This is a genomic window from Lacrimispora sp., assembly GCF_036758025.1.
GTDB lineage: Bacteria > Bacillota > Clostridia > Lachnospirales > Lachnospiraceae > Lacrimispora.
On the sequence record NZ_DAIOXM010000011.1, the window covers coordinates 84,016 to 104,627 of the forward strand.

Here is a 20,612-nt window from a genome sequence, read left to right on the forward strand (position 1 = left end):
TGTTCTTTTTAATTTACCACATTAAAGAAGGGATTTCAACAAATATTCAATGAAGATTCCGCTTAAAAACGACATAAATCGGGCCCCAGGCATCTGTTTGATGCCTTGAGGCCCGATTTGGGATTTAAAAATATTTTCCGGGACCGGATGAAGGCTCAAAGGCCCATTCATCTGTTTCGGGAAGAATCCTTTCGATGGAAGGGGAAGAGCTGTTGCCTTCACTGGAAGTTAACTTGAATTTGCCCACTTCATTGCGCAGAGTGGAGGCCTGGGCTGACATTTCTTCGCTTGTGGCAGAGTTTTCTTCTGCGGTGGCAGCATTAGTCTGAACCACTGCGGAAATATGAGACAGGCCCATGGTGATCTGTTCAATGGCAATGGCCTGGTCTGCGGAAGCCTGCTCAATCTTCGTAAAGCTTTCATTGATGGCTTTTCCCATAACCTCCACCTCCTGGAGAATCTTTGCAGTGTCTGAAGTGAAGATCAGGCCCCTTTCTACAGTTTCTACAGAGGTCTGGATTAAGGAGGCAGTCTGATGGGCTGCTTCTGCGGATTTGGCAGCCAGGTTGCGGACCTCATCGGCCACTACGGCAAAGCCCTTTCCGGCTTCCCCTGCCCTTGCTGCTTCAATGGCAGCATTGAGGGCCAGGATATTGGTCTGGAATGCAATGTCTTCGATCACCTTGGTAATATTTGCAATCTGACCGGAAGCGGAGCTGATATCAGCCATTGCGTCTGTCAGCTGTTTCATATGCTCATTTCCGGAATTGACACCGGCTACGGTCTGCTCCACATAGTGAGCCGCAGTTTTGACGGCTGCAGAGTTTTCTTCTGCCTGTCTGGCGGTTTCCGCTACAGAAGCGTTTAATTCTTCTACAGAAGCGGCCTGTTCCGTGGCTCCTGATGCAAGGGCCTGGGCTCCGCTTGAAACCTGGTCAGCGCCAATGCTCACTTCCTCTGCCGCGATGTTGATTTTCGTCAGAGAATCGTTGAGAGAAACGGAAATGTTTTCAAAGGCTGACCGTATAGAAGCGAATTCACCGGAATAATCCTGCTGCAAGTGAATGCGCATATCTCCATCGGCCATATTTCCAAGAGTGTCTGTAATTTCTTTTATGTATGCAATATATCTGCGAAGATGCACCACGGTCCGATTGATGGCTTCTGCCATCTGTCCCGTTTCGTCCTGGGAATGGGCCTTGGCTTCCACATCCAAGTTTCCGTCTGCAATCAGGTTGGCAGTCTGGGTCAGGGCCTTGATGGGCAGAACGATCTGCCTGGATATAAGCAAAAGCATGAAGAGGATGAGTGCTGCAGCTGCGGCAAAGACAATCAGCAGAGTGATCCGAACTCCGTTGTATTCCTGATAAAACTCTCCGTCAGGAAGGCCGGTGGCGACCACCCAGCCTGTGTCTCCGATGGACTGGACATAGCCGTGACTGGGTACTCCGTGAGAGGTATATTCCAGAGCTCCCTCTCTTTTTTCCAGAATTGCATTTTTAATGCTGTCAGACATATCTGCTTCTGATATATTCTTATTAATGAATTCGGAAGAAGGATGGTAGATAAGCTGGCCAGCCCCAGTGGATAAAATGTAGAAACCGGTATCCCTTAAGGTATAGGATTGTATGGTGGCCGACAGACCATCCAACATGAAATCCAGACCTGCTATTCCTATGATTTCCTGGCTGCCGGGCCTGAATACAGGGGAAATAATGCTGACTACCTGGGATTTTGTAACGCTGTCCTCATAAGGCTCTGTGATAATGGTATCCTTCTTATCAATAAGAGGCTGATACCAGGGCCGTGTCGTTACTTCCCAGCCGGTTTCAGCCAGATATCCGTCTGACAGTAAAAGCTGGCTGGAATCCAGATCCACGATCCAGGCAGCTAATATGGAGTCCGAATCTGCCTTCTGAATATTTTCCATAGTCTGCTTTATCTGCTGGAAGTCTTTGGCCTGGCTGAGACTATGTTCCTTATTAACGTATTCAAATAATCCCACCAATTGACTGTTCATGGACATCTGAAGGGTTATTTCATAAAATTTCTCCAGGTATTTCTGGATTTCGTTGGAGGCTGCCAGAGACTCGGAACGCAGTTCATTATTTGTCAGGCGGGTAACAGTGGATCCCACCAGGCTTGTGATGATTGTTCCTACAATTACATAAGTAAAAATTATGGGTACTCCCACAAATACAAGAATTTTGGAAAACAGGGTTTTAAAGCCTCGTCCCCTTGAATGATGGCGTCTGTCTTCTTTTCGTTTTGGCATAGATTAACACTCCTTCTCTGCATTGCCCCAGGCTGGGTTTCAATTAGTTGGAAAAAATTGTATAAATTCTCGGATTGTAATTAAAATAATTGAAAGCTTTTCTTAAACTTCCAGGAATTTCATATAATCTAACACATAATACGACGAAAATCAACAGGATTTGACACAAAACCCAGGTTTCATAAAGAAACTTTTTCGATTATTAACTCATTGACATAGAATTAAGATTGTGATAAAATATGTTGGTGTAAATATGCGCCGTTGCCCGGTATTTTGGATACTCCAACCAATGCTTGGTATGAGGTGAGAAGAAAAGAACAAGGAGGAAATCGCTATGATTTCAAAGGAAAAGAAAGCAGCTATTATTGCAGAATACGGCAGAAAGCCTGGAGACACAGGTTCACCGGAAGTTCAGATCGCAATTCTGACAGAGAGAATTACAGAATTAACTGGTCACCTTCAGCAGAATCCAAAAGATCACCATTCCAGAAGAGGTCTTCTGATGATGGTTGGTCAGAGAAGAGGTCTTCTTGATTACTTAAAGAAGACAGATCTGGAAGGATATCGTTCCTTGATCGAGAAGCTGGGAATCAGAAAATAATAAACCATTTAGGGTGGAGAACTTCTCCACCCTATCTGTCTATATGAAGAAAGAATATTAAAAGCAGAAGCATTTACCGAGACCGCTGATGTGGGTATAATAAATTGTATCCAGATCAGTAGTTTCGGACCTTCTGCTGTTAATGATAAAAATAATGTAAATGTAAAAGGAGATACCTAAATTATGTACAAGAGTTTCAGTATGGAACTGGCTGGCAGAACATTGACTGTTGATGTCGGCAGAGTAGCAAAGCAGGCCAGCGGTGCAGTACTTATGCACTATGGAGACACAGTGGTATTAGCCACTGCAACTGCTTCCGACAAGCCAAGGGATGGCATTGATTTCTTCCCTTTGAGCGTGGAATATGAAGAGAAATTATATGCCGTTGGAAAGATCCCAGGCGGCTTTAACAAAAGAGAGGGAAAGGCATCTGAAAATGCCATCTTAACTTCCCGTGTCATTGACCGTCCTATGAGACCTCTGTTTCCAAAGGATTACCGCAACGACGTAACCCTGGATAACATCGTTATGTCCGTAGACCAGGACTGCAGCCCGGAGCTGACAGCTATGTTAGGCTCTGCCATCGCAACCTGCATCTCTGACATCCCATTTGACGGCCCATGTGCTTCCACTCAGGTTGGTCTGGTGGATGGACAACTGGTTATCAACCCGACCCAGGCTCAGAAGCAGGCTTCTGATCTGGCTCTTACGGTTGCTTCCACAAGAGAAAAGGTCATCATGATCGAAGCAGGAGCCAATGAGGTTGCCGAAGATACCATGATCGAGGCTATTTTCAAGGCTCATGAGGTAAACCAGGAGATCATCAAGTTCATCGATACCATTGTGGCAGAATACGGAAAACCAAAGCATACCTACACTAGCTGTGCTGTTCCGGAAGAATTATTTGCAGCCATTAAGGAAATCGTCACTCCCGAAGAAATGGAAGCTGCCGTATTTACCGATGAAAAGCAGGTAAGAGAAGAAAACTTGAGAAACATCACAAAGAAGCTGGAAGAAGCTTTTGCCGATAAAGAAGAGTGGCTGGCAGTGCTGGGAGAGGCTGTTTACCAGTATCAGAAAAAGACTGTCCGCAAGATGATCTTAAAGGATCACAAGCGTCCTGATGGACGTGCCATGAATCAGATTCGTCACCTGGCAGCAGAGATCGACATGCTTCCAAGAGTTCACGGTTCTGCCATGTTCACCCGCGGTCAGACCCAGATTTTAAATATCTGTACTCTGGCTCCTATGTCAGAGCGTCAGAAATTAGACGGCATTGACGATATGGAAACCTCTAAGAGATATATGCACCATTACAATTTCCCATCCTTCTCCGTAGGAGAAACAAGGCCCTCCAGAGGACCTGGACGCCGGGAGATTGGTCATGGAGCTTTGGCAGAGAAGGCCTTGATTCCGGTTCTTCCTTCAGAAGAGGAATTCCCATATGCTATCCGTACCGTATCTGAGACAATGGAATCCAACGGTTCTACCTCTCAGGCCAGCATCTGTTCCTCCTCCATGGCTTTGATGGCAGCAGGCGTTCCTATTAAAGCTGCTGTTGCAGGAATTTCCTGCGGTCTGGTTACAGGAGACAGCGATGATGATTATATCGTTTTAACCGATATCCAGGGACTGGAAGATTTCTTCGGCGATATGGACTTTAAGGTTGGCGGTACCCATAAGGGAATCACTGCCATTCAGATGGATATTAAGATTCACGGCCTCACCAGACCCATCATTGAGGAGGCGATCCGCACCACCAGAGAGGCAAGGCTTTACATCCTGGATGAAGTTATGGCAAAGGCCATTGCAGAGCCTCGCAAGGAAGTGGGCAAGTATGCTCCGAAGATTGAGCAGGTTTCCATTGATCCTCAGAAGATCGGTGATGTGGTAGGAAAGCAGGGCAAGGTGATCAACAAGATCATTGATGAAACCGGTGTCAAGATCGATATTTCCGACGACGGCAACGTAGCTGTATGCGGAACTGACCGTGAGATGATTGACCGGGCAATCCAGATCATCAAGAGCATTGTAACTGAGATAGAAGCAGGCCAGATCTTCACAGGCAAGGTAGTGAGAATCATGAACTTCGGCGCTTTCGTTGAACTGGCTCCAAATAAGGACGGAATGGTCCACATTTCCAAGCTTTCTGATAAGAGAGTGGCTAAGGTGGAAGATGTGGTAAATATCGGCGATGAAGTAACTGTTAAGGTAATGGAAGTTGACAAAATGGGCAGAATCAATTTGAGCATGAAGCCCAGCGACTTAAATCCTAAAGCAGAAACAGCAAAAGAATCCCAATAATCAGGCTGTGCCTATGGCAGGCAGTGGACAGAACCATCTCTGTCTGCTGCCTGTTTTTGCGTTGGATCATTGGAATCCAGGAGGTATTATGAAAGATATTTATTATAATGCAGTGATTTATGTCAAAAGAGGCATGTATGTGTCAGCTATTGGAGTCGAAAACGGCCGGATTGGGGCCCTGGGAGACCGGGCGGACATGGAAGCCTGGGTGAAGAAAGACCCGGCGGTCTGGCACGACCTGGAAGAACGCTTTGTGGTTCCCGGTTTTGTGGATTCCCATATGCACCTTCTGGAATACGGTTACGGTCTGACAACGGTGGATCTGGCTTCTGCAACTTCTTCCATGGCTTCTGTACTGGACCGGGTATCTGAGTATATGGCAGCTCATGAGGAAGCCAGGGGCGGCTGGATCGTGGGACGGGGCTGGAACCACGATTATTTTCAGGATGTAAAACGGTTTCCCAACCGGTATGATTTAGACCGGGTCACTGGAGACCGGCCTGGGATTTTGTTTCGCGCCTGCGGCCATGTGGCCTGTGCCAATTCAGCGGCCCTTGCTGCGGCGGGCATCACAGGGGGCAGCCCCCAGCCCGAGGGAGGCTGCTTTGATGTTGACGGGAAGGGAGAGCCTACGGGAGTGCTCCGGGAATATGGGATCAACATGGTGAGCCGGATTATTCCTTCTCCGGGGAAAGAGGAGATTAAGGAATACATACTGACTGCTATGAAGAAATTAAACGCCTATGGAATTACTTCGGTTCAGAGTGATGATTTAGAGGCATTTCCAGGTGTTTCTTATGAAGCAGTATTAGATGCTTACCGGGAGCTGGAATCACAAGGACTGATGACGGTAAAGGTGTATGAACAGTGCCTTCTATCCGGCATGGATACCTTAAGGGATTTTGTTTCCAAGGGATATAGGACAGGGGCGGGAAGCCGCTTTTTTACCATCGGTCCCTTAAAAGTCTTTACAGACGGCTCCCTGGGGGCCAGGACTGCCTTGTTAAGCAGGCCTTATGCCGATGATGCTGAAAATCCGGACAACTGTGGAATCTCCATTTACAGCCAGGAAGAGCTTGATGAAAAGATTTGCTTTGCTTCTGAACACGGGCTGCAGGTGGCTGTCCACGCCATTGGGGATCAGGCTATGGATATGACGGTCCGGGCTTTTGAAAAGGCTGGAACGGCAAAAGGGGGAAACAGGCTGCGCCATGGAATTGTCCACTGCCAGATTACCACAAAGGAACTGTTGAAGAAATTTCAGGAGTTGGATTTGCACGCTTATGTCCAGTCTATTTTTCTGGATTATGACAATCACATTGTGGAGGACAGGCTTGGGAAGGAGAGGGCGGCAGACACCTATCAGTTTAAGACTCTTCTGGATATGGGAGTGGACGTTTCCAATGGCTCTGATGCCCCGGTAGAAAACCCCCATGTGCTGGCAGGAATTCAGTGTGCGGTAACAAGAACCACTCTCAATGGAAGCAAGATATTTCTTCCTGATCAGGCCCTTTCGGTGGAGGAGGCGCTGGAAACTTATTCGTCCATAGGAGCCAGAGCCAGCTTTGAAGAGGAGGAAAAGGGCAGGCTGCTGCCCGGCATGACGGCTGATTTTACTGTTTTGGCAGAGGATTTGCGGTACTGCGGGCCGGGAAGGATTAAGGACGTGAAGGTGTACCAGACCTTTGTGGATGGAATCTGCGTGTTTGATGGAAGCTGCCCTTGATTTTTCACAGGAACAGTTGTATCCTTTTGGTAAGTATGGGAACAGGGAGGGAGATTAGAATGGAAAAACTCACATTGGCAGAGATTGCATCCCAGAAGCTGATGAATATGATACAGGAAAAATCATATGGGCCGGGAGATAAGCTGCCTACGGAAGCAGAGCTGTCGGAGGTTCTGGGAGTGGGGCGGAATACGGTCAGGGAAGCCTTGAGAATTCTCATGTCCCGGAATATTGTGACTATCCGTCAGGGGTCCGGAACCTTTATTTCCGAAAAGAACGGGGTAGCTGACGATCCCCTTGGTTTTTTCATGATAGAAGACAGAAGAAAGCTGACAGAGGATTTAATCCAGGTGAGGGTTATGCTGGAGCCTCCTATTGCGGCTCTGGCCGCCCAGAATGCTTCGGAAGAGGACATCCGGTCCCTGGAAGAAATCCTTCTTGAACTGGAGGAAGTGATGGGAAGGCGGGAAGATTATGCGGAAGCGGATTCCAGGTTCCACGTCAGAATCGCCCAGTGCAGCGGTAACCTGGTGATGACTAATTTAATTCCTGTTATCACCGGCGGAGTAGAGGTATTTGCCGGGGCGGTCCGTGAAACGGAATATGATCAGACCCTTTTGTCCCACCGGAGGATTTATGAAGCCATCCGGGACCGGAAGCCAGTAGAAGCGCAGCAGGCCATGTATTTTCACTTAATGTATAATGAAAATCGTTTTAAAGAAGAAAAAAAAGATTTGGCACCGCTGCAGGAAAAGATGTGAAATTATGCGGGAAATGAAAACAGGCTTTATTCGTAGGATGAATAAAGCCTGTTTTTGTAATTTTTCTTGACTTACAACGGTGAATATGGTAAAAATAAAATATATTTATAGGACGAATACAATCTGTCTAGTGTATATTTTTTTCAGGAGGTTAAAGAAATTGAAACAATTATATGATGTATTAATTGTGGGCGGCGGAGTGGTAGGAAGCGCCATTGCCAGAGAAATGTCCAGATACAGCTTGAAAATAGGCGTTTTAGAAAAGAATCTGGATGTATGTTGCGAAACCAGCGGACGCAATTCGGGGGTGGTACACGGAGGATTTGCCTATGATACCGGTTCTCTGAAAGCAAAGCTGTGCCTGGAAGGAAATAAAATCATGGGACGACTTGCCAGTGAACTGGATTTTGCTTTTGACCGCTGCGGCAAGGTGCTGGTGGGAAATACACCGGAAGATATGGAAACCCTTGAAAGAACCATGAAGCAGGGAGCTGCCAACGGCGTAACAACTCTGGAGCTGGTGGACAAAAAGCGGCTTCATGAGCTTGTGCCTGCAGTAAATGGGGAATTTGCCATGTATTCGCCTGACAGCGGTATTGTGGATCCCTTTCATTATACCATTGCCCTGGCTGAAAATGCCTGCGCCAATGGAGTGGATTATTTTTTCGATCATGAAGTTACGGATATCAAGCGGGATGAAGAAGGCCATTACGTCATAACTGCTTCGAGAAAAGAGTTTCACACCCGCTGGGTGGTAAACAGCGCAGGTTTGGGCTGCGGGAAGATATCAGAGCTTTTAGGGCTGAAGGGATATAAGATCATAGGTTCCAAGGGAGATTACATTATTCTGGATAAGAGGACCGGCCCCCTGCTTCCCATGCCCGTATATCCGGTTCCCAGCAATACTTACATGGGAATTCATGTGACCAACACCACACACGGCAATGTAATTGTAGGGCCCAATGCGGATCTTACGGATAATTTTACATATTACGGCGTTTCATCGGAAAATATGGACTATCTGGCAGAGAGTGCGTCTGACTTATGGCCCTGCATTCACAAGAGTGATTACATCCGCAATTATTCCGGAATTCTTCCCAAATGGGTGGATGAAAACGGAACCATTCAGGATTTTAAGATAGAGATTCAGGATGAAATCGCTCCCTGTGCCATTAATTTAATAGGGATTGAATCTCCCGGCTTAACAGCGGCAGTTCCCATCGCCCGTTACGCCATCAGCCTGATGGCAGAGAGAGAAAAGCTGACAGAGAATCCCTCCTTTAATCCTATCCGCAAGGGAATTGACCGTTTTGCAGAACTGAGTATGGAAGAGCAGAACAGTAAAATTTTGGAAAACCCTGATTACGGCGAGGTGATCTGCCGCTGTGAAAAGGTGACCAAAGCGGAAATTCTCCAGGCAATCCACAATCCCCTGGGAGTTGATACCATGACCGGAATCAAATACAGAACCCGTTCTATGATGGGGCGGTGCCAGGGCGGCTATTGCCAGATGCGCATTGCCCAGTTATTGGAAGAGGAGCTGGGTAAGAAAGAAAGCCAGATCCAGTATTCCAGAAAAGGTTCGTTTATGTTTTATGGAAAAGTGCGTCAGGAGGTGGAATGATGGGAACAGAGGTGAGAGGGATTCAGGCAGAGGAAATGGATGTTATCATCGTAGGCGGAGGGCCTGCCGGATTAGCAGCAGCGGCAGAGCTTTACAGGAAAGGGATCACAAAGCTTTTGATTATTGAGCGGGAAAAGCACCTTGGAGGCATTCTGCGCCAGTGCATTCACGATGGATTCGGTTTGACCCGTTTTAAAGAAGCTTTAAGCGGCCCGGAATATGCCCAGCGTTTTATAGATGAGATCAAAGAGCTTCAAATTCCTTACATAACAGATGCCGCAGTCCTTGACATTACCAACGACAAACTGGTGACGGCAGCCACAAGAGAAGGGATGAGACAGTGGCGTGCAAAAGCGGTCATCCTGACTATGGGATGCCGGGAGCGGACCAGAGGGGCCATTGGAATTCCCGGTGAGCGGCCTGCCGGAGTGTTTACGGCAGGAGTTGCCCAGGCTTACATGAACCTGTATAACATCATGCCTGCCAAAGAAGTGGTCATACTGGGCTCCGGTGATATCGGAATGATTATGGCCCGCCGCCTGACTCTGGAAGGAGCCCATGTTCAGGCAGTGATTGAAATCCAGTCATATCCCAGCGGTTTGCCGAGAAATTTGGAGCAGTGTCTGAATGATTACCATATCCCCCTGTATTTAAGCCATTCTGTAACTGCCATTCATGGAAAAGAACGGCTTACGGGAGTTACGGTTTCCCAGGTGGATGAAAATATGGTTCCCATTCCAGGCACAGAAAAAGAATATTCCTGTGATACCCTCATCCTTTCGGTGGGACTGATTCCGGAAAATGAATTGTCCCTGGATGCAGGAGTTTCTTTGGATGGAAGAACCAGAGGAGCTTTGGTAGACGAACATTTCCAGACCGGTGTGGAAGGGATTTTTGCAGCGGGAAATGTTCTTCACGTTCACGACCTGGTGGATTTTGTGTCAATGGAAGCGGAACGTCTGGCTGAATCAGCGGCAGAATATTTGAAAAAAGGCAGTCTGGAACGGGCGGAAATACAAATCAGTACGGATCGGAATATCGGCTACACAGTTCCTCAAAGGATCAGCGGAAAGAGAGACGTTACCCTGTCCCTGAGGGTGAGAAAGCCCTTTAAAGACTGTCGGATTGCAGTGATGCAAAACGGAGTGGAAATTGCTGCAAAGAAAATGAAAAAAGCCATACCGGCGGAGATGATCCGTTTGACGGTTTCTTCTGAAAAGCTGCTGCCTGGTTATGATCTGGAGGTGTGTGTAAAATGACAAGGGAATTTACCTGTATCGTCTGTCCCAATGGCTGTGAGATAAGAACGGAAATAAAAGCCGGGGAGGACGGGAAGTATGAGATTTGCTCCATAGACGGCGCTCTCTGTTCCAGGGGAGCGATTTATGTAAAACAGGAGCTGACAGATCCAAGACGCAGCATCGCCACTTCGGTTCTGGTAAAAGGAGGAGTTCTGCCCCTTGCCAGCGTCCGCCTCACAAACCCCATACCAAAAGACCGGATTTTAGATGCTGTGGCAGAGATAAAGAAATACAGCCTGACGGCTCCGGTGGCTTCAGGAACTGTTGTTATAAAAAATATACTGGGCTATGATTCTGATGTGATCGTGACAAAAGAAGTCTCAGCCAATGAAGGTTAAATATGTGCATAATATTAACAGCCGCAAAACAGATTCTGCTTTGCGGCTGTTTTATGTGGTGCTCCGTATTTGCCTGGGAGTATAATCTGCAAATTTCTTCTTCCATATGCTCTTGTCTGCAGGAACGGCGGAGATATGGCGGACTTTGTCTGCCGAAATGGGACATAATGGTCTTCATCATATCATATATAAGGCTCGTCCCGCATATACATTTTAAGATAAAATATATTAAAGCTGCATCAATATATTTATAAAAATGTATTACAAGGAGGACTCAATTATGAGGAAGTTGAAAAAAGTTTTATGCGGGGTATTGGCATTGGGCATGGCAGTTTCATCTCTGACAGCCTGCCAGACCAGCAGCACATCAGGGACAGGCGCTGCGGCAGCAGGTGGGACAAGCACAGCCGCAGCATCGGGAACAGAGACAAAGGCCCCGGAAGGGTCCGGAGCAACCGGAGCGCCTATCAAGGTAGGTGTATCCAACATGGTGACAGGCCCTATGGCAGCAGGCGGCCTTCGCATGAAGCAGGCCATCACCATGGCATTTGAGGAAATCAATGCAAACGGGGGAGTCTTAGGCGGCAGACCTCTCGAAATGGTGCTGGTGGATGATACGGGAAATCCGACAGGAGCCGTTAACGCAGTGAATAAGATTCTGGGAGATAACGTTTCCCTGTCCATTGGGCCTCACACCTCACCTATGGCCTCCGCAACCCAGGAATTATACCGCAAAGCAGGAGTTCCCTTTATCACAGCAGCAACTTCACCGAAGCTTCTGGATGCAAAGAACCCATACCTTTTCCGCATTTCCGTATCAGACGGCTCCGTTGGACCGGCTATGGTGGAATTTGCAAAAGAACAGTTCGGCGCAAAGAAAATCGGCGCTCTTTACGATACTGACGACTATGGCGTAGCAGCGGACAACGCTACCAAGCAGTATTGCCAGGAAAATGGCGTTGAGTATTACTCCGAAGGCTTTACATCAGGAGATAAGGATTTGACTTCCCAGCTTTCCAAGTTAAAGGGATGGGGACCGGATGTGATCTTTGATTTTTCTCATGACGCAGAAGCTGCACTGGTTGTGCGCCAGCTTGATGAACTGGGAATGGGAGATCTTCCTCACGTTGGGCCCAATGCTTTGGCCCAGGCTCAGACTTATGATTTATGTGATGCAAAGCAGTTGGAAGGTACCTTTGCTTCCACCGATTTCTACGCAGATGAGACCAGTGAAGTTATGAAGAAATTCTTAGATGACTTTAAGGCCAGATGGGGAGAAGAAGTAGAACGCTATGCAGCTATGTATTATACCGCAGCTTATCTGGCTGCAGATGCCATTGAACGCGCCGGTTCCGATAAGCCGGAAGATATCCGCAAGGCTCTTTCTGAAACAAAGGATTTTGCCGCTGTATTCGGAACCCTTAACTGCTCGGAACAGGGAGAGATGAATACCAACCTTTACATCCTGGAATTTGACGGGGAAAAGAATATGTCCGTATCCAAAAAGGTTTCCTTAGATAAATAATAAGAAGCATGGAATACACCCGGAGGCCTTTGCTTCCGGGTGTAGAAACAAGGAGGCATTGCTTATGCAAGTATTTGTACAGCTTCTCATTACCGGCATTGCCATGGGATTTATTTATGCTCTGGTTGGTATTGAGTATACCCTTATCTGGAATGCAACAGGACTTTTAAATTTCAGCCATGATAAATTTATCCTGTTCGGCGCTTATATGTTTGCCGGTACTTATGTGCTGGGGCTGGGGCTTCCGCCTGTACTGGCAATTTTATTTACCATACTTACCATGTTTCTTTTCGGCATTGTCAGCGCATTGGTGATCTTCAATCCACTGAGCAGGCTTTCCACTAATTTGTTCGCCGTCATCGGAACCGTTATTCTGGGCAGGATCATGATTGAGTCTGTCCGTCTGATCTGGGGACCTCTTCCCTTTACTCTGGATAATTTTTTAAGGGGGTCTATACATATTGGTTCTGTGGTGGTTTCTAAGTCTCATCTGGTTATTATCTTAGTGTGTTCCCTGATTACAGCCGGGCTCCAGTTGTTTTTCAAGATGACAAAGACCGGGAAAGCCATGCGCTGTGTATCGGAAAACAAGACGGCAGCAGCTTTAATGGGGATCAATGTGTCCAGAAATATTGCTTTTACCATCGGCCTTTCAGCCATTGTCTGTGCAACCATCGGAATTTTGGTTATTCCGATTTTCAATGTAGAGCTGCAGATGTCCTCCATGATCGGCTTAAAGGGATTTGCTTCCGGTGTTATCGGAGGCTTCGGATATCTTCCGGGAGCCATTGTAGGCGGAATTCTTCTGGGACTTGTGGAGATTTTCGGAAGCATGATGATTCCTTCTGTCTATAAAGACTGTCTGTCCTTTGTGCTGCTGATTATATTCCTGCTGATCCGTCCGTCAGGGATTTTGGGAAACAGGAGGTAGGAGTATGAAAATAAATAAAAATTCAGCCGTTATTGCAGTGGGAGCCATTATTCTGGCGGCCATTCTTCCCATGTTTGTTTCCAACAATTATCACTTGAATCTGATGATACAGGTTCTCATCAATATTATCATTGTGGTGGGGCTTAACTTTATTACGGGCCTTACAGGACAGATGAACTTAGGAACGGCTGGGATTTTCTCCATGGGAGCCTATACCTCCTCCCTTCTGGCCACCAGACTTGGTATCAATCCCTGGATATGTATGATTGCAGCAGTCTGTATGGGAATTCTCATCGGAATGGGACTTGGATATCCTTCCCTTCGGGTATCAGGCGTGTACCTGGCTCTCACCACCATCGGCTTTTCAGAAATTGTCCGAATTCTGATGACCAACTTAACCGGAATTACGGGAGGCGCCCTGGGAGTGACTGGAATCCCTGTATTTTCCATTCTGGGCCACAAATTCCAGACCAATAAGGAGATTTACTATCTCTATCTGGTTATGGCGGTAATCCTTATTTTCAATGCATACAGAATCGTGCATTCCAAGTGGGGGCGGGCGTTTCTGGCAGTGAAGGACAATCCTGATGCGGTGGAAGCCGGAGGAATCAGCATTTCTTCCGTGAAGATACTGGCATTTACCCTTGCAGCCGTCTATTCTACTGTTGCAGGCAGCCTCTATGCCCATTATGTGGGGTTTATCAATCCCAGCGCCTATAACCTGGAATACTCCATCAACTACGTTGTGATGCTGGTAATCGGAGGAATCGGCTCTGTGCCGGGAAATGTTCTGGGAGCCATTGTTGTGACCCTTGTGCCGGAATTTTTACGGTTTATGGAAAATTATTATTGGTTGGTATTTTCAGTTATCACCCTTTTATTTGTGGTATTTTTGCCTAACGGAATGGTATCACTCTTTAAGATCAGGAAGGGAGGTAAGGAACATGGCTGATAACAGGGAAGGAAAATCCATTTTGACATTGAATCACGTAACAAAACGCTTTTCCGGACTGGTTGCTGTAAATGATCTGTCCCTGGATATGAAGGAGCGGACCATTCATGCCCTGATCGGCCCCAATGGAGCGGGAAAATCTACGGCCATCAACATGATTACCGGACTTCTTTCCCTTACAGAGGGTGAGATTTACCATGACGGCGTAAAGATCAGCGGTATGAGCGCCCATGAGATTGCCAGAACCAGATGCAGCAGGACCTTTCAGAACTTAAAGCTTTACCGGTCCATGACGGTAAAGGAAAACCTGATGATGGGAAATATGGCTGACCGGAAGCAGGGATTTCTGCCCTTTCTGTTTGATATGAAGACCGCTGCAATGGAAGAAAAGATGATGAATGAAAAAGCCGATGAGGTTCTGGAGTTCATAGGCCTTAAGGAGCTGGCAGGAGAATATCCGGCCAACATGCCTTACGGAAAGCAGAAGCTGACGGAACTTGCAAGGTCTTTGATGTCTGATCCCAAGCTGCTGTTTCTGGATGAGCCGGCAGCCGGACTGAACCCCTCGGAACGGGTGGAGTTTGTCAACATCATGATGAAGGTATTTGATTCGGGCATCGACATTTTCCTCATTGAGCACAATATGGATGTGATTATGAACATCAGCAACTACATTACGGTAATCAATTTCGGCGCTAAGATTGCCGAGGGCACGCCGGAGCAAATACAGCAGGACCCGGTGGTAATCAAAGCTTATCTGGGTGACCGGTATAAGCAGAACATGGCAAGGGGGGCTGCAAATGCTTAAGGTAAACGGCATTGATGTATATTACGGCAAGGTTCAGGCTCTGTTTGACATATCCATGGAGGTGGGGGACAAGGAAATTGTGTCCATCATCGGAGCCAACGGAGCGGGAAAGACCACCCTGATGAAAACCATCATGGGCATTAACAAGCCCAAAAAGGGAACCATCGAGTACAACGGGCAGACCATCATCGGCCTTGCGCCTCATAAGGTGGTGGGGAAAAAGATCATTTATGTGCCGGAGGGCCGTGAGATATTTCCTAATATGACTGTTCAGGAAAATCTGGAAATGGGCGCTTACTCCGTAACCTTGTCAAAGGCTGAAATGGAGCGCCGTCTGGAAGAACAGTACGGCATTTTCCCCAGGTTAAAGGAACGGGCGAAACAAAAGGCCGGTTCCATGTCAGGAGGGGAGCAGCAGATGTTAGCCATTGCAAGAGGGCTGATGTCAGATCCTGAGCTTTTAATGCTTGATGAGCCAAGTCTTGGCCTTGCGCCGGTGATTGTAGATGATATGTTTGACGTAATTGTACGGATCAATAAGGAAAGGGGCATTCCCATTGCCATTGTGGAACAGAACGCTTTTATGGCTATGTCCATATCAAACCGGACTTATGTTCTGGAAGTGGGCAATCTGGCCGCCAGCGGGGAAAGCAGGACCCTGATGGATTCCGATGAGATCAGAAAGGCATATTTAGGAGGCTGACAAAGAAAAAAAGAGGTTTAACCAATAAAAAAGTGTTGAACCTCTTTTTTAAAAATGATAAAATATCCTGGTAGAAAAAATTAAATAGAAGAGAGGAACGACATGACAGGACAACTCTTATTAAAAATCAGAAATTGCGAAACGCTGTCAAGACGCGCACAATTTCAGATTCTTGCCCTGGTGCCGGTTTATTTTATTGTTGCAGGCTTCTTGCTGCAGCCGTTTGATGGAATCTGGAAGGGTATCATTACGATCGTCAGGGAGCCGGATTTCCTGATTACAGATTATTTTGCCATTGGCGGTGTAGGAGCCGCATTTATCAACGCAGGTGTACTTACTTTATTGAGCATTGCAATTGTGTATTTTCTTGGTATGGAGATAAGCGGCCATACTATAACTTCATGCTTTCTCATGTTTGGATTTTCATTATTCGGAAAGAATATTCTGAATATATGGTCCATCATGATGGGCGTCTGTTTGTATTCTTATTATCATAAAACTTCCTTGTCACGCTACATTTATGTGGGTTTTTATGGGACTTGCTTATCACCCATCATCACCCAGATCATGCATGTGGTCAGTTTGCCTTTGGGGATCAGACTGCTTCTGAGCCTGGTTGCGGGGCTGTTTATCGGCTTTGTTCTCCCTCCCTTGTCCACACATACTCATTATGCCCATAAGGGATATTCCCTTTACAATGTGGGATTTTCCTCAGGAATTATTGCTACCATTGTGGTATCCCTGATGAAATCTTTTGGCCTCTCAACAGAAGCCAGGCTGATCTGGTATACAGGGCAGAATAAGGCCTTTGCAATACTTCTTCTTCTGTTGTTTTTTGGCATGGCAGTGTTTTCCTTTTGCATTTCAAAGGATGTGGGAAAGAAATATCTGGAGATACTAAAAACCTATGGAATCGGCGGAACTGACTATGTAAAAAGCGAAGGCTTTGCCCCCACTCTTCTCAATATGGGAGTTAACGGAATTGCTTCCACCCTCATACTTTTGGCAGTGGGCGGGGATTTAAACGGGCCTACCATAGGCGGGATATTAACCATCGTCGGCTTCAGCGCAACGGGTAAACACATCCGCAACATTCTTCCCATCATGGTGGGAGTGATTCTGGGCGGCCTTGTGAAGAACTGGACCATTACGGACCCCAGTGCTATCCTGGCTCTTTTGCTTTCCACCACCCTTGCCCCGGTTGCCGGTGAGTTTGGGATTATAGCCGGAATCATAGCCGGATTTCTTCATTCTTCTGCCGCCTTAAATGTAGGCATTGTCTATGGGGGAATGAATCTTTACAACAACGGATTTGCAGGAGGGTTGATTGCAACCTTTATGGTGCCGGTGCTCCAATCCATTCGGGACAGACAGGCCAGGGCCAAGGTTCACGACTCATTATAATCAGACAGAGGACAGAACATGCTATATCAGATTAAAGACGGAACAGTGACCGCAGGCGGGAACTTAATTCTGTCACATATTGATTTTGAAATACACGGCAGCGAAAAAATTGCGGTAACAGGCAAAAACGGAGCCGGAAAAACTACTCTTTTAAGGCTGATTGCCGGAGAGCTGGATTTGGACCGGGATGATAAGAGAGTAGGCCCGGGAATTGTATGTTCCAGAAAGCTGACAGTGGGATATTTGGAGCAGCAGGCATTTTTAAATAAGGACAGGACTGTGGAGGAGGAGATTTTGTCAGCCTGCCCCTGTCCGGACCCCTATGCTGTGGAGCGGTTTGAATATGAACGGGAATATGACAGGCTTTTTACAGGTCTGGGCTTTTCCAAAGAGGATAAAAGGAAGAGGATTTCTGAATTTTCCGGAGGAGAGCAGACGAAGATTGCCCTTATCCGCCACCTCCTTTTAAAACCGGACATTTTGCTCCTTGATGAACCTACCAACCACCTGGACATTGAAGCGGCAGAGTGGCTGGAGCAATATATGAAGCGATATGAAAAAGCAGTGGTCATGGTGTCTCATGACCGCTTTTTTCTGGATCAGACCGCGACCGTGGTGTATGAATTGTCAGGAGGGAAGCTGACCCGGTATCCGGGCAATTACAGTCATTATAGGGAGGAGAAGGAGAAGCTTTTTAAGATCAGGACAAAGGCTTATGAAAGGCAGCAGGAGGAGATCAGACGGCTAAATGAGGTGATTGAGCGCTTTAAGCACAAGCCCAGCAAGGCTTCTTTTGCCAGGTCTAAGAAGAAGGCCATTGAGCGGTTTGAATTGATTCCAAAGCCGGAGGAAGACGATATCAGCCGGTTTAACCTGCCTTTGGAACCGGCCTTTCCCGGCAGCAAATGGGTGTTTGAGTCAGAGCATTTAAAAATAGGCTATGACACGCCTCTTCTGGAAATGACCATGAGAGTCAGGAGAGGACAGAAAATAGGAATCCTTGGGGCAAATGGAGCGGGAAAGAGCACATTTTTGAAAACAGTGGCAGGGCTGATTCCGCCTGTTTCCGGGGAATATTCCATAGGAAATCAGATCACCATAGGTTATTTTGACCAGCACTCCGCAGAGATTCACTCGGATAAAAGTGTGGCGGAGCATTTTAGGGAGCTCTTTCCGTCTCTGCCGGAAAAGGAGCTGAGAAGCATTCTGGGAGCCTATCTCTTTGGAGGAAAGGATGCGGGGAAAAAGGTGGATTCCCTGTCAGGAGGGGAGAAGTCCAGGCTGGTTCTGGCAGAGCTTTTGCAGAGCAAGCCCAACTTTCTGGTTTTGGATGAGCCCACCAATCACATGGATATCAGGGCTAAGGAGACCCTGGAGTCCGCATTTAAGGCTTATCAGGGAACCATGCTGTTTGTATCCCATGACCGTTACTTTTTAAGCCGTGTGGCTGAATCAGTGCTGATCTTTGAAGGGCAGTCCGTTTATTATTATCCCTTTGGGTATGAGCACTATCTGGAACGGATGAGGAAGGCCGAAAGCGGAGAGAGCATAGCGGCCCAGATCAAGGCAGAGGAGCAGGCTTTGATTGCGGGAATGAGGGCTGTTCCAAAGGCAGAACGCCACAGGCTGCGGGAGATTCCGGAAGAGGAAGCTTATTTGGACTGGAAGCTGAGGCTGGTGATGGAACGGCTTCTGCCTGCAAGGGAAAGGACCGGGGATCTGTGGGAGCGGCTGGAAGCCATGGAGGCAGAATGGAGAGAGTCAGAGGACTTTTGGAATGGCATCACGGTTTGGGAAAAGGCAGGGGAGCATGAGAGACTTAAAGAGGAATGGGAGAGGGCTTGGAAGCAGTGGCATGAGCTGTGTTTGGAATGGTATGATGTGGAAAACGGGATATGAAAACAGTTTATGAAAAGGGGCGCCGAAGCGCCCCTTTTTGCTGCATAACAATATCCGGTTTTTATTTAGGAAGTATAGCTTGTAATAAGAAGTTCAGTACAAATAAGATACTGGAACCAATAAGAATCGGGCTTAAATCTTTTGTTTTCTTCTTTGCAATCTTAACAACACAGTAGAAGATGAAGGAAGTTGCAATACCGTAGGAAATGCTGTAGCAAAGAGCCATAAATATTCCTGCAAAGAATGCTGGAATTGCTTCTTCTAAGTTGGTCCACTCAATTTCTGCAAATGAAGAGATCATCATACATCCTACAATGATCAGAGCAGGTGCTGTGGCTACAGAAGGAATGGCGCTTACAAAACCGGCCAGGAATGCACTGAGAGCAAAACAAATTGCTGTAACAACGGAGGTAAGTCCTGTACGTCCGCCTGCCTCGATTCCGGCAGCACTCTCCACGTAAGTGGTTGTGTTGGAAGTACCGATAATAGCTCCGATGGAAGTTGCTGTTGCATCGGCAAATAATGCCTTATCCATCTTGGAAGAGAATCCTTTTCCATTCTCCAATGCTGCTTCGTCTTCTGCACTGAAGATTCCGCTTCTTCTGCCTGTTCCGATAAAGGTACCGATGGTATCGAAGGTATCAGACAAGCTGAAAGAGAAAACAGTGATTAATACGAGAGGAAGTTTTCCCATATCGTTAAATAAAGAAACCAGTCCTTCAGAGGTAAAGATAACACCAAAGGTAGTCGGAAGGGAAGACAGAGCTTCTGTAAAGCTTACGCTGTCACCTACCTGGGTAACTCCCATAGGAATTCCGATAATTGTTGTAATAATAATACTGAGCAGAATACTTCCCTTTACATTCTTTACAGTCATTACAATAATCAATGCAAGACCTATAATGAATACTACCAGAGATTTTGTTGTAATATCGGTCATGGCAGGAACTCCTGCACCGAAATTAATTGCTCCTACATTAAGGAAACCTATGTAAGCAATAAAGATACCGATACCGCCGCTGATTGCGTTCTGCAGACTGGATGGAATCGCTTTAATGATATGCTTACGAATCTTGGTTACAGTAATCAGGATGTTCAACATACCGCAGATGAAAACCATTGATAAAGCCTGTTGCCATGTAAATTTCAAAGTAAAACAAACTGTGTAAACGAAAAATGCGTTCAGTCCCATACCCGGTGCCTGTGCATAAGGAACGTTAGCTACAAGCGCCATAATTAAAGTACCAATGATTGCCGAGATGATAGTGGCTAAGAACACGGCTCCCCATTCCATGCCTGCCTGACTGAGAGTGTTGGGGTTTACAATGATAATGTACCCCATTGCGAAAAACGTGGTAATCCCCGCCATGATTTCCGTGGGCACATTCGTCCCATTTTCCCTAAGTTTGAAAAACTTCTCCATGTCGTAACTCCTTTAACATTTTATTTTAAAAGATGGC

16 protein-coding genes are annotated in these 20,612 nt (G+C 46.8%); 14 read left to right on the plus strand and 2 right to left on the minus strand.

The features are described from left to right. Positions 1–124: 124 nt before the first annotated feature. The gene (locus V7M78_RS11180) at positions 125–2,275 is read right to left on the minus strand and encodes a methyl-accepting chemotaxis protein (RefSeq protein ID WP_333649478.1); all 2,151 of its coding nucleotides are present in this window, start codon (positions 2,273–2,275) and stop codon (positions 125–127) included. A 334-nt stretch (positions 2,276–2,609) separates the two neighbouring features. Between V7M78_RS11180 and rpsO the strand changes: the two genes are divergently transcribed. The 14 genes from rpsO to V7M78_RS11250 all read left to right on the plus strand — a co-directional run bounded on the left by rpsO (position 2,610) and on the right by V7M78_RS11250 (position 19,152). Then, on the plus strand, positions 2,610–2,876 hold the full coding sequence (gene rpsO, locus V7M78_RS11185; protein WP_333649480.1) for a 30S ribosomal protein S15: 267 nt from the start codon (positions 2,610–2,612) through the stop codon (positions 2,874–2,876). Between the two features lie 183 nt (positions 2,877–3,059). Next, complete coding sequence (locus V7M78_RS11190) at positions 3,060–5,180, plus strand: polyribonucleotide nucleotidyltransferase (RefSeq protein ID WP_333649482.1); 2,121 nt, start codon at positions 3,060–3,062, stop codon at positions 5,178–5,180. Positions 5,181–5,268: 88 nt separating this feature from the next. Continuing rightward, positions 5,269–6,906 (plus strand): amidohydrolase, encoded by a 1,638-nt coding sequence (locus V7M78_RS11195; protein ID WP_333649484.1) that lies wholly within the window; start codon positions 5,269–5,271, stop codon positions 6,904–6,906. 59 nt (positions 6,907–6,965) lie between these two features. Next, entirely contained in the window at positions 6,966–7,667 is a 702-nt protein-coding gene (locus tag V7M78_RS11200) for a FadR/GntR family transcriptional regulator (RefSeq protein ID WP_333649486.1), read from the plus strand. Positions 7,668–7,827: 160 nt separating this feature from the next. Next, positions 7,828–9,291 carry an NAD(P)/FAD-dependent oxidoreductase gene (locus tag V7M78_RS11205; RefSeq protein ID WP_333649488.1) on the plus strand — a complete coding sequence of 488 codons (1,464 nt, stop codon included), beginning with the start codon at positions 7,828–7,830 and terminating at the stop codon, positions 9,289–9,291. Next, complete coding sequence (locus V7M78_RS11210) at positions 9,288–10,550, plus strand: NAD(P)/FAD-dependent oxidoreductase (protein ID WP_442914646.1); 1,263 nt, start codon at positions 9,288–9,290, stop codon at positions 10,548–10,550. The genes V7M78_RS11205 and V7M78_RS11210 overlap by 4 nt, the downstream gene beginning before the upstream one ends. Further along, positions 10,547–10,930 (plus strand): DUF1667 domain-containing protein, encoded by a 384-nt coding sequence (locus V7M78_RS11215; protein WP_333649490.1) that lies wholly within the window; start codon positions 10,547–10,549, stop codon positions 10,928–10,930. Before V7M78_RS11210 ends, V7M78_RS11215 begins: the two co-directional genes overlap by 4 nt. A 280-nt stretch (positions 10,931–11,210) precedes the next feature. Then, entirely contained in the window at positions 11,211–12,455 is a 1,245-nt protein-coding gene (locus V7M78_RS11220; protein WP_333649492.1) for an ABC transporter substrate-binding protein, read from the plus strand. Positions 12,456–12,519: 64 nt separating this feature from the next. Continuing rightward, positions 12,520–13,386, plus strand: a complete 867-nt coding sequence (locus tag V7M78_RS11225; RefSeq protein WP_333649494.1) for a branched-chain amino acid ABC transporter permease — start codon at positions 12,520–12,522, stop codon at positions 13,384–13,386. A gap of 4 nt (positions 13,387–13,390) precedes the next feature. After that, positions 13,391–14,338: a branched-chain amino acid ABC transporter permease gene (locus tag V7M78_RS11230; RefSeq protein WP_333649496.1), complete on the plus strand. Its 948-nt coding sequence runs from the start codon at positions 13,391–13,393 to the stop codon at positions 14,336–14,338. Next, complete coding sequence (locus V7M78_RS11235; protein WP_333649498.1) at positions 14,331–15,146, plus strand: ABC transporter ATP-binding protein; 816 nt, start codon at positions 14,331–14,333, stop codon at positions 15,144–15,146. The genes V7M78_RS11230 and V7M78_RS11235 overlap by 8 nt, the downstream gene beginning before the upstream one ends. Next, the gene (locus V7M78_RS11240) at positions 15,139–15,849 is read left to right on the plus strand and encodes an ABC transporter ATP-binding protein (protein WP_333649500.1); all 711 of its coding nucleotides are present in this window, start codon (positions 15,139–15,141) and stop codon (positions 15,847–15,849) included. Before V7M78_RS11235 ends, V7M78_RS11240 begins: the two co-directional genes overlap by 8 nt. Positions 15,850–15,951: 102 nt before the next feature. Further along, positions 15,952–17,253 carry a DUF1576 domain-containing protein gene (locus tag V7M78_RS11245; RefSeq protein WP_333649502.1) on the plus strand — a complete coding sequence of 434 codons (1,302 nt, stop codon included), beginning with the start codon at positions 15,952–15,954 and terminating at the stop codon, positions 17,251–17,253. A gap of 18 nt (positions 17,254–17,271) precedes the next feature. Then, complete coding sequence (locus V7M78_RS11250) at positions 17,272–19,152, plus strand: ABC-F family ATP-binding cassette domain-containing protein (protein ID WP_333649503.1); 1,881 nt, start codon at positions 17,272–17,274, stop codon at positions 19,150–19,152. A gap of 61 nt (positions 19,153–19,213) precedes the next feature. Here V7M78_RS11250 and V7M78_RS11255 read toward each other — a convergent pair whose 3' ends face one another. After that, positions 19,214–20,575, minus strand: coding sequence for an NCS2 family permease (locus tag V7M78_RS11255; protein WP_333649505.1), 1,362 nt, complete (start codon positions 20,573–20,575; stop codon positions 19,214–19,216). Positions 20,576–20,612: the final 37 nt, after the last annotated feature.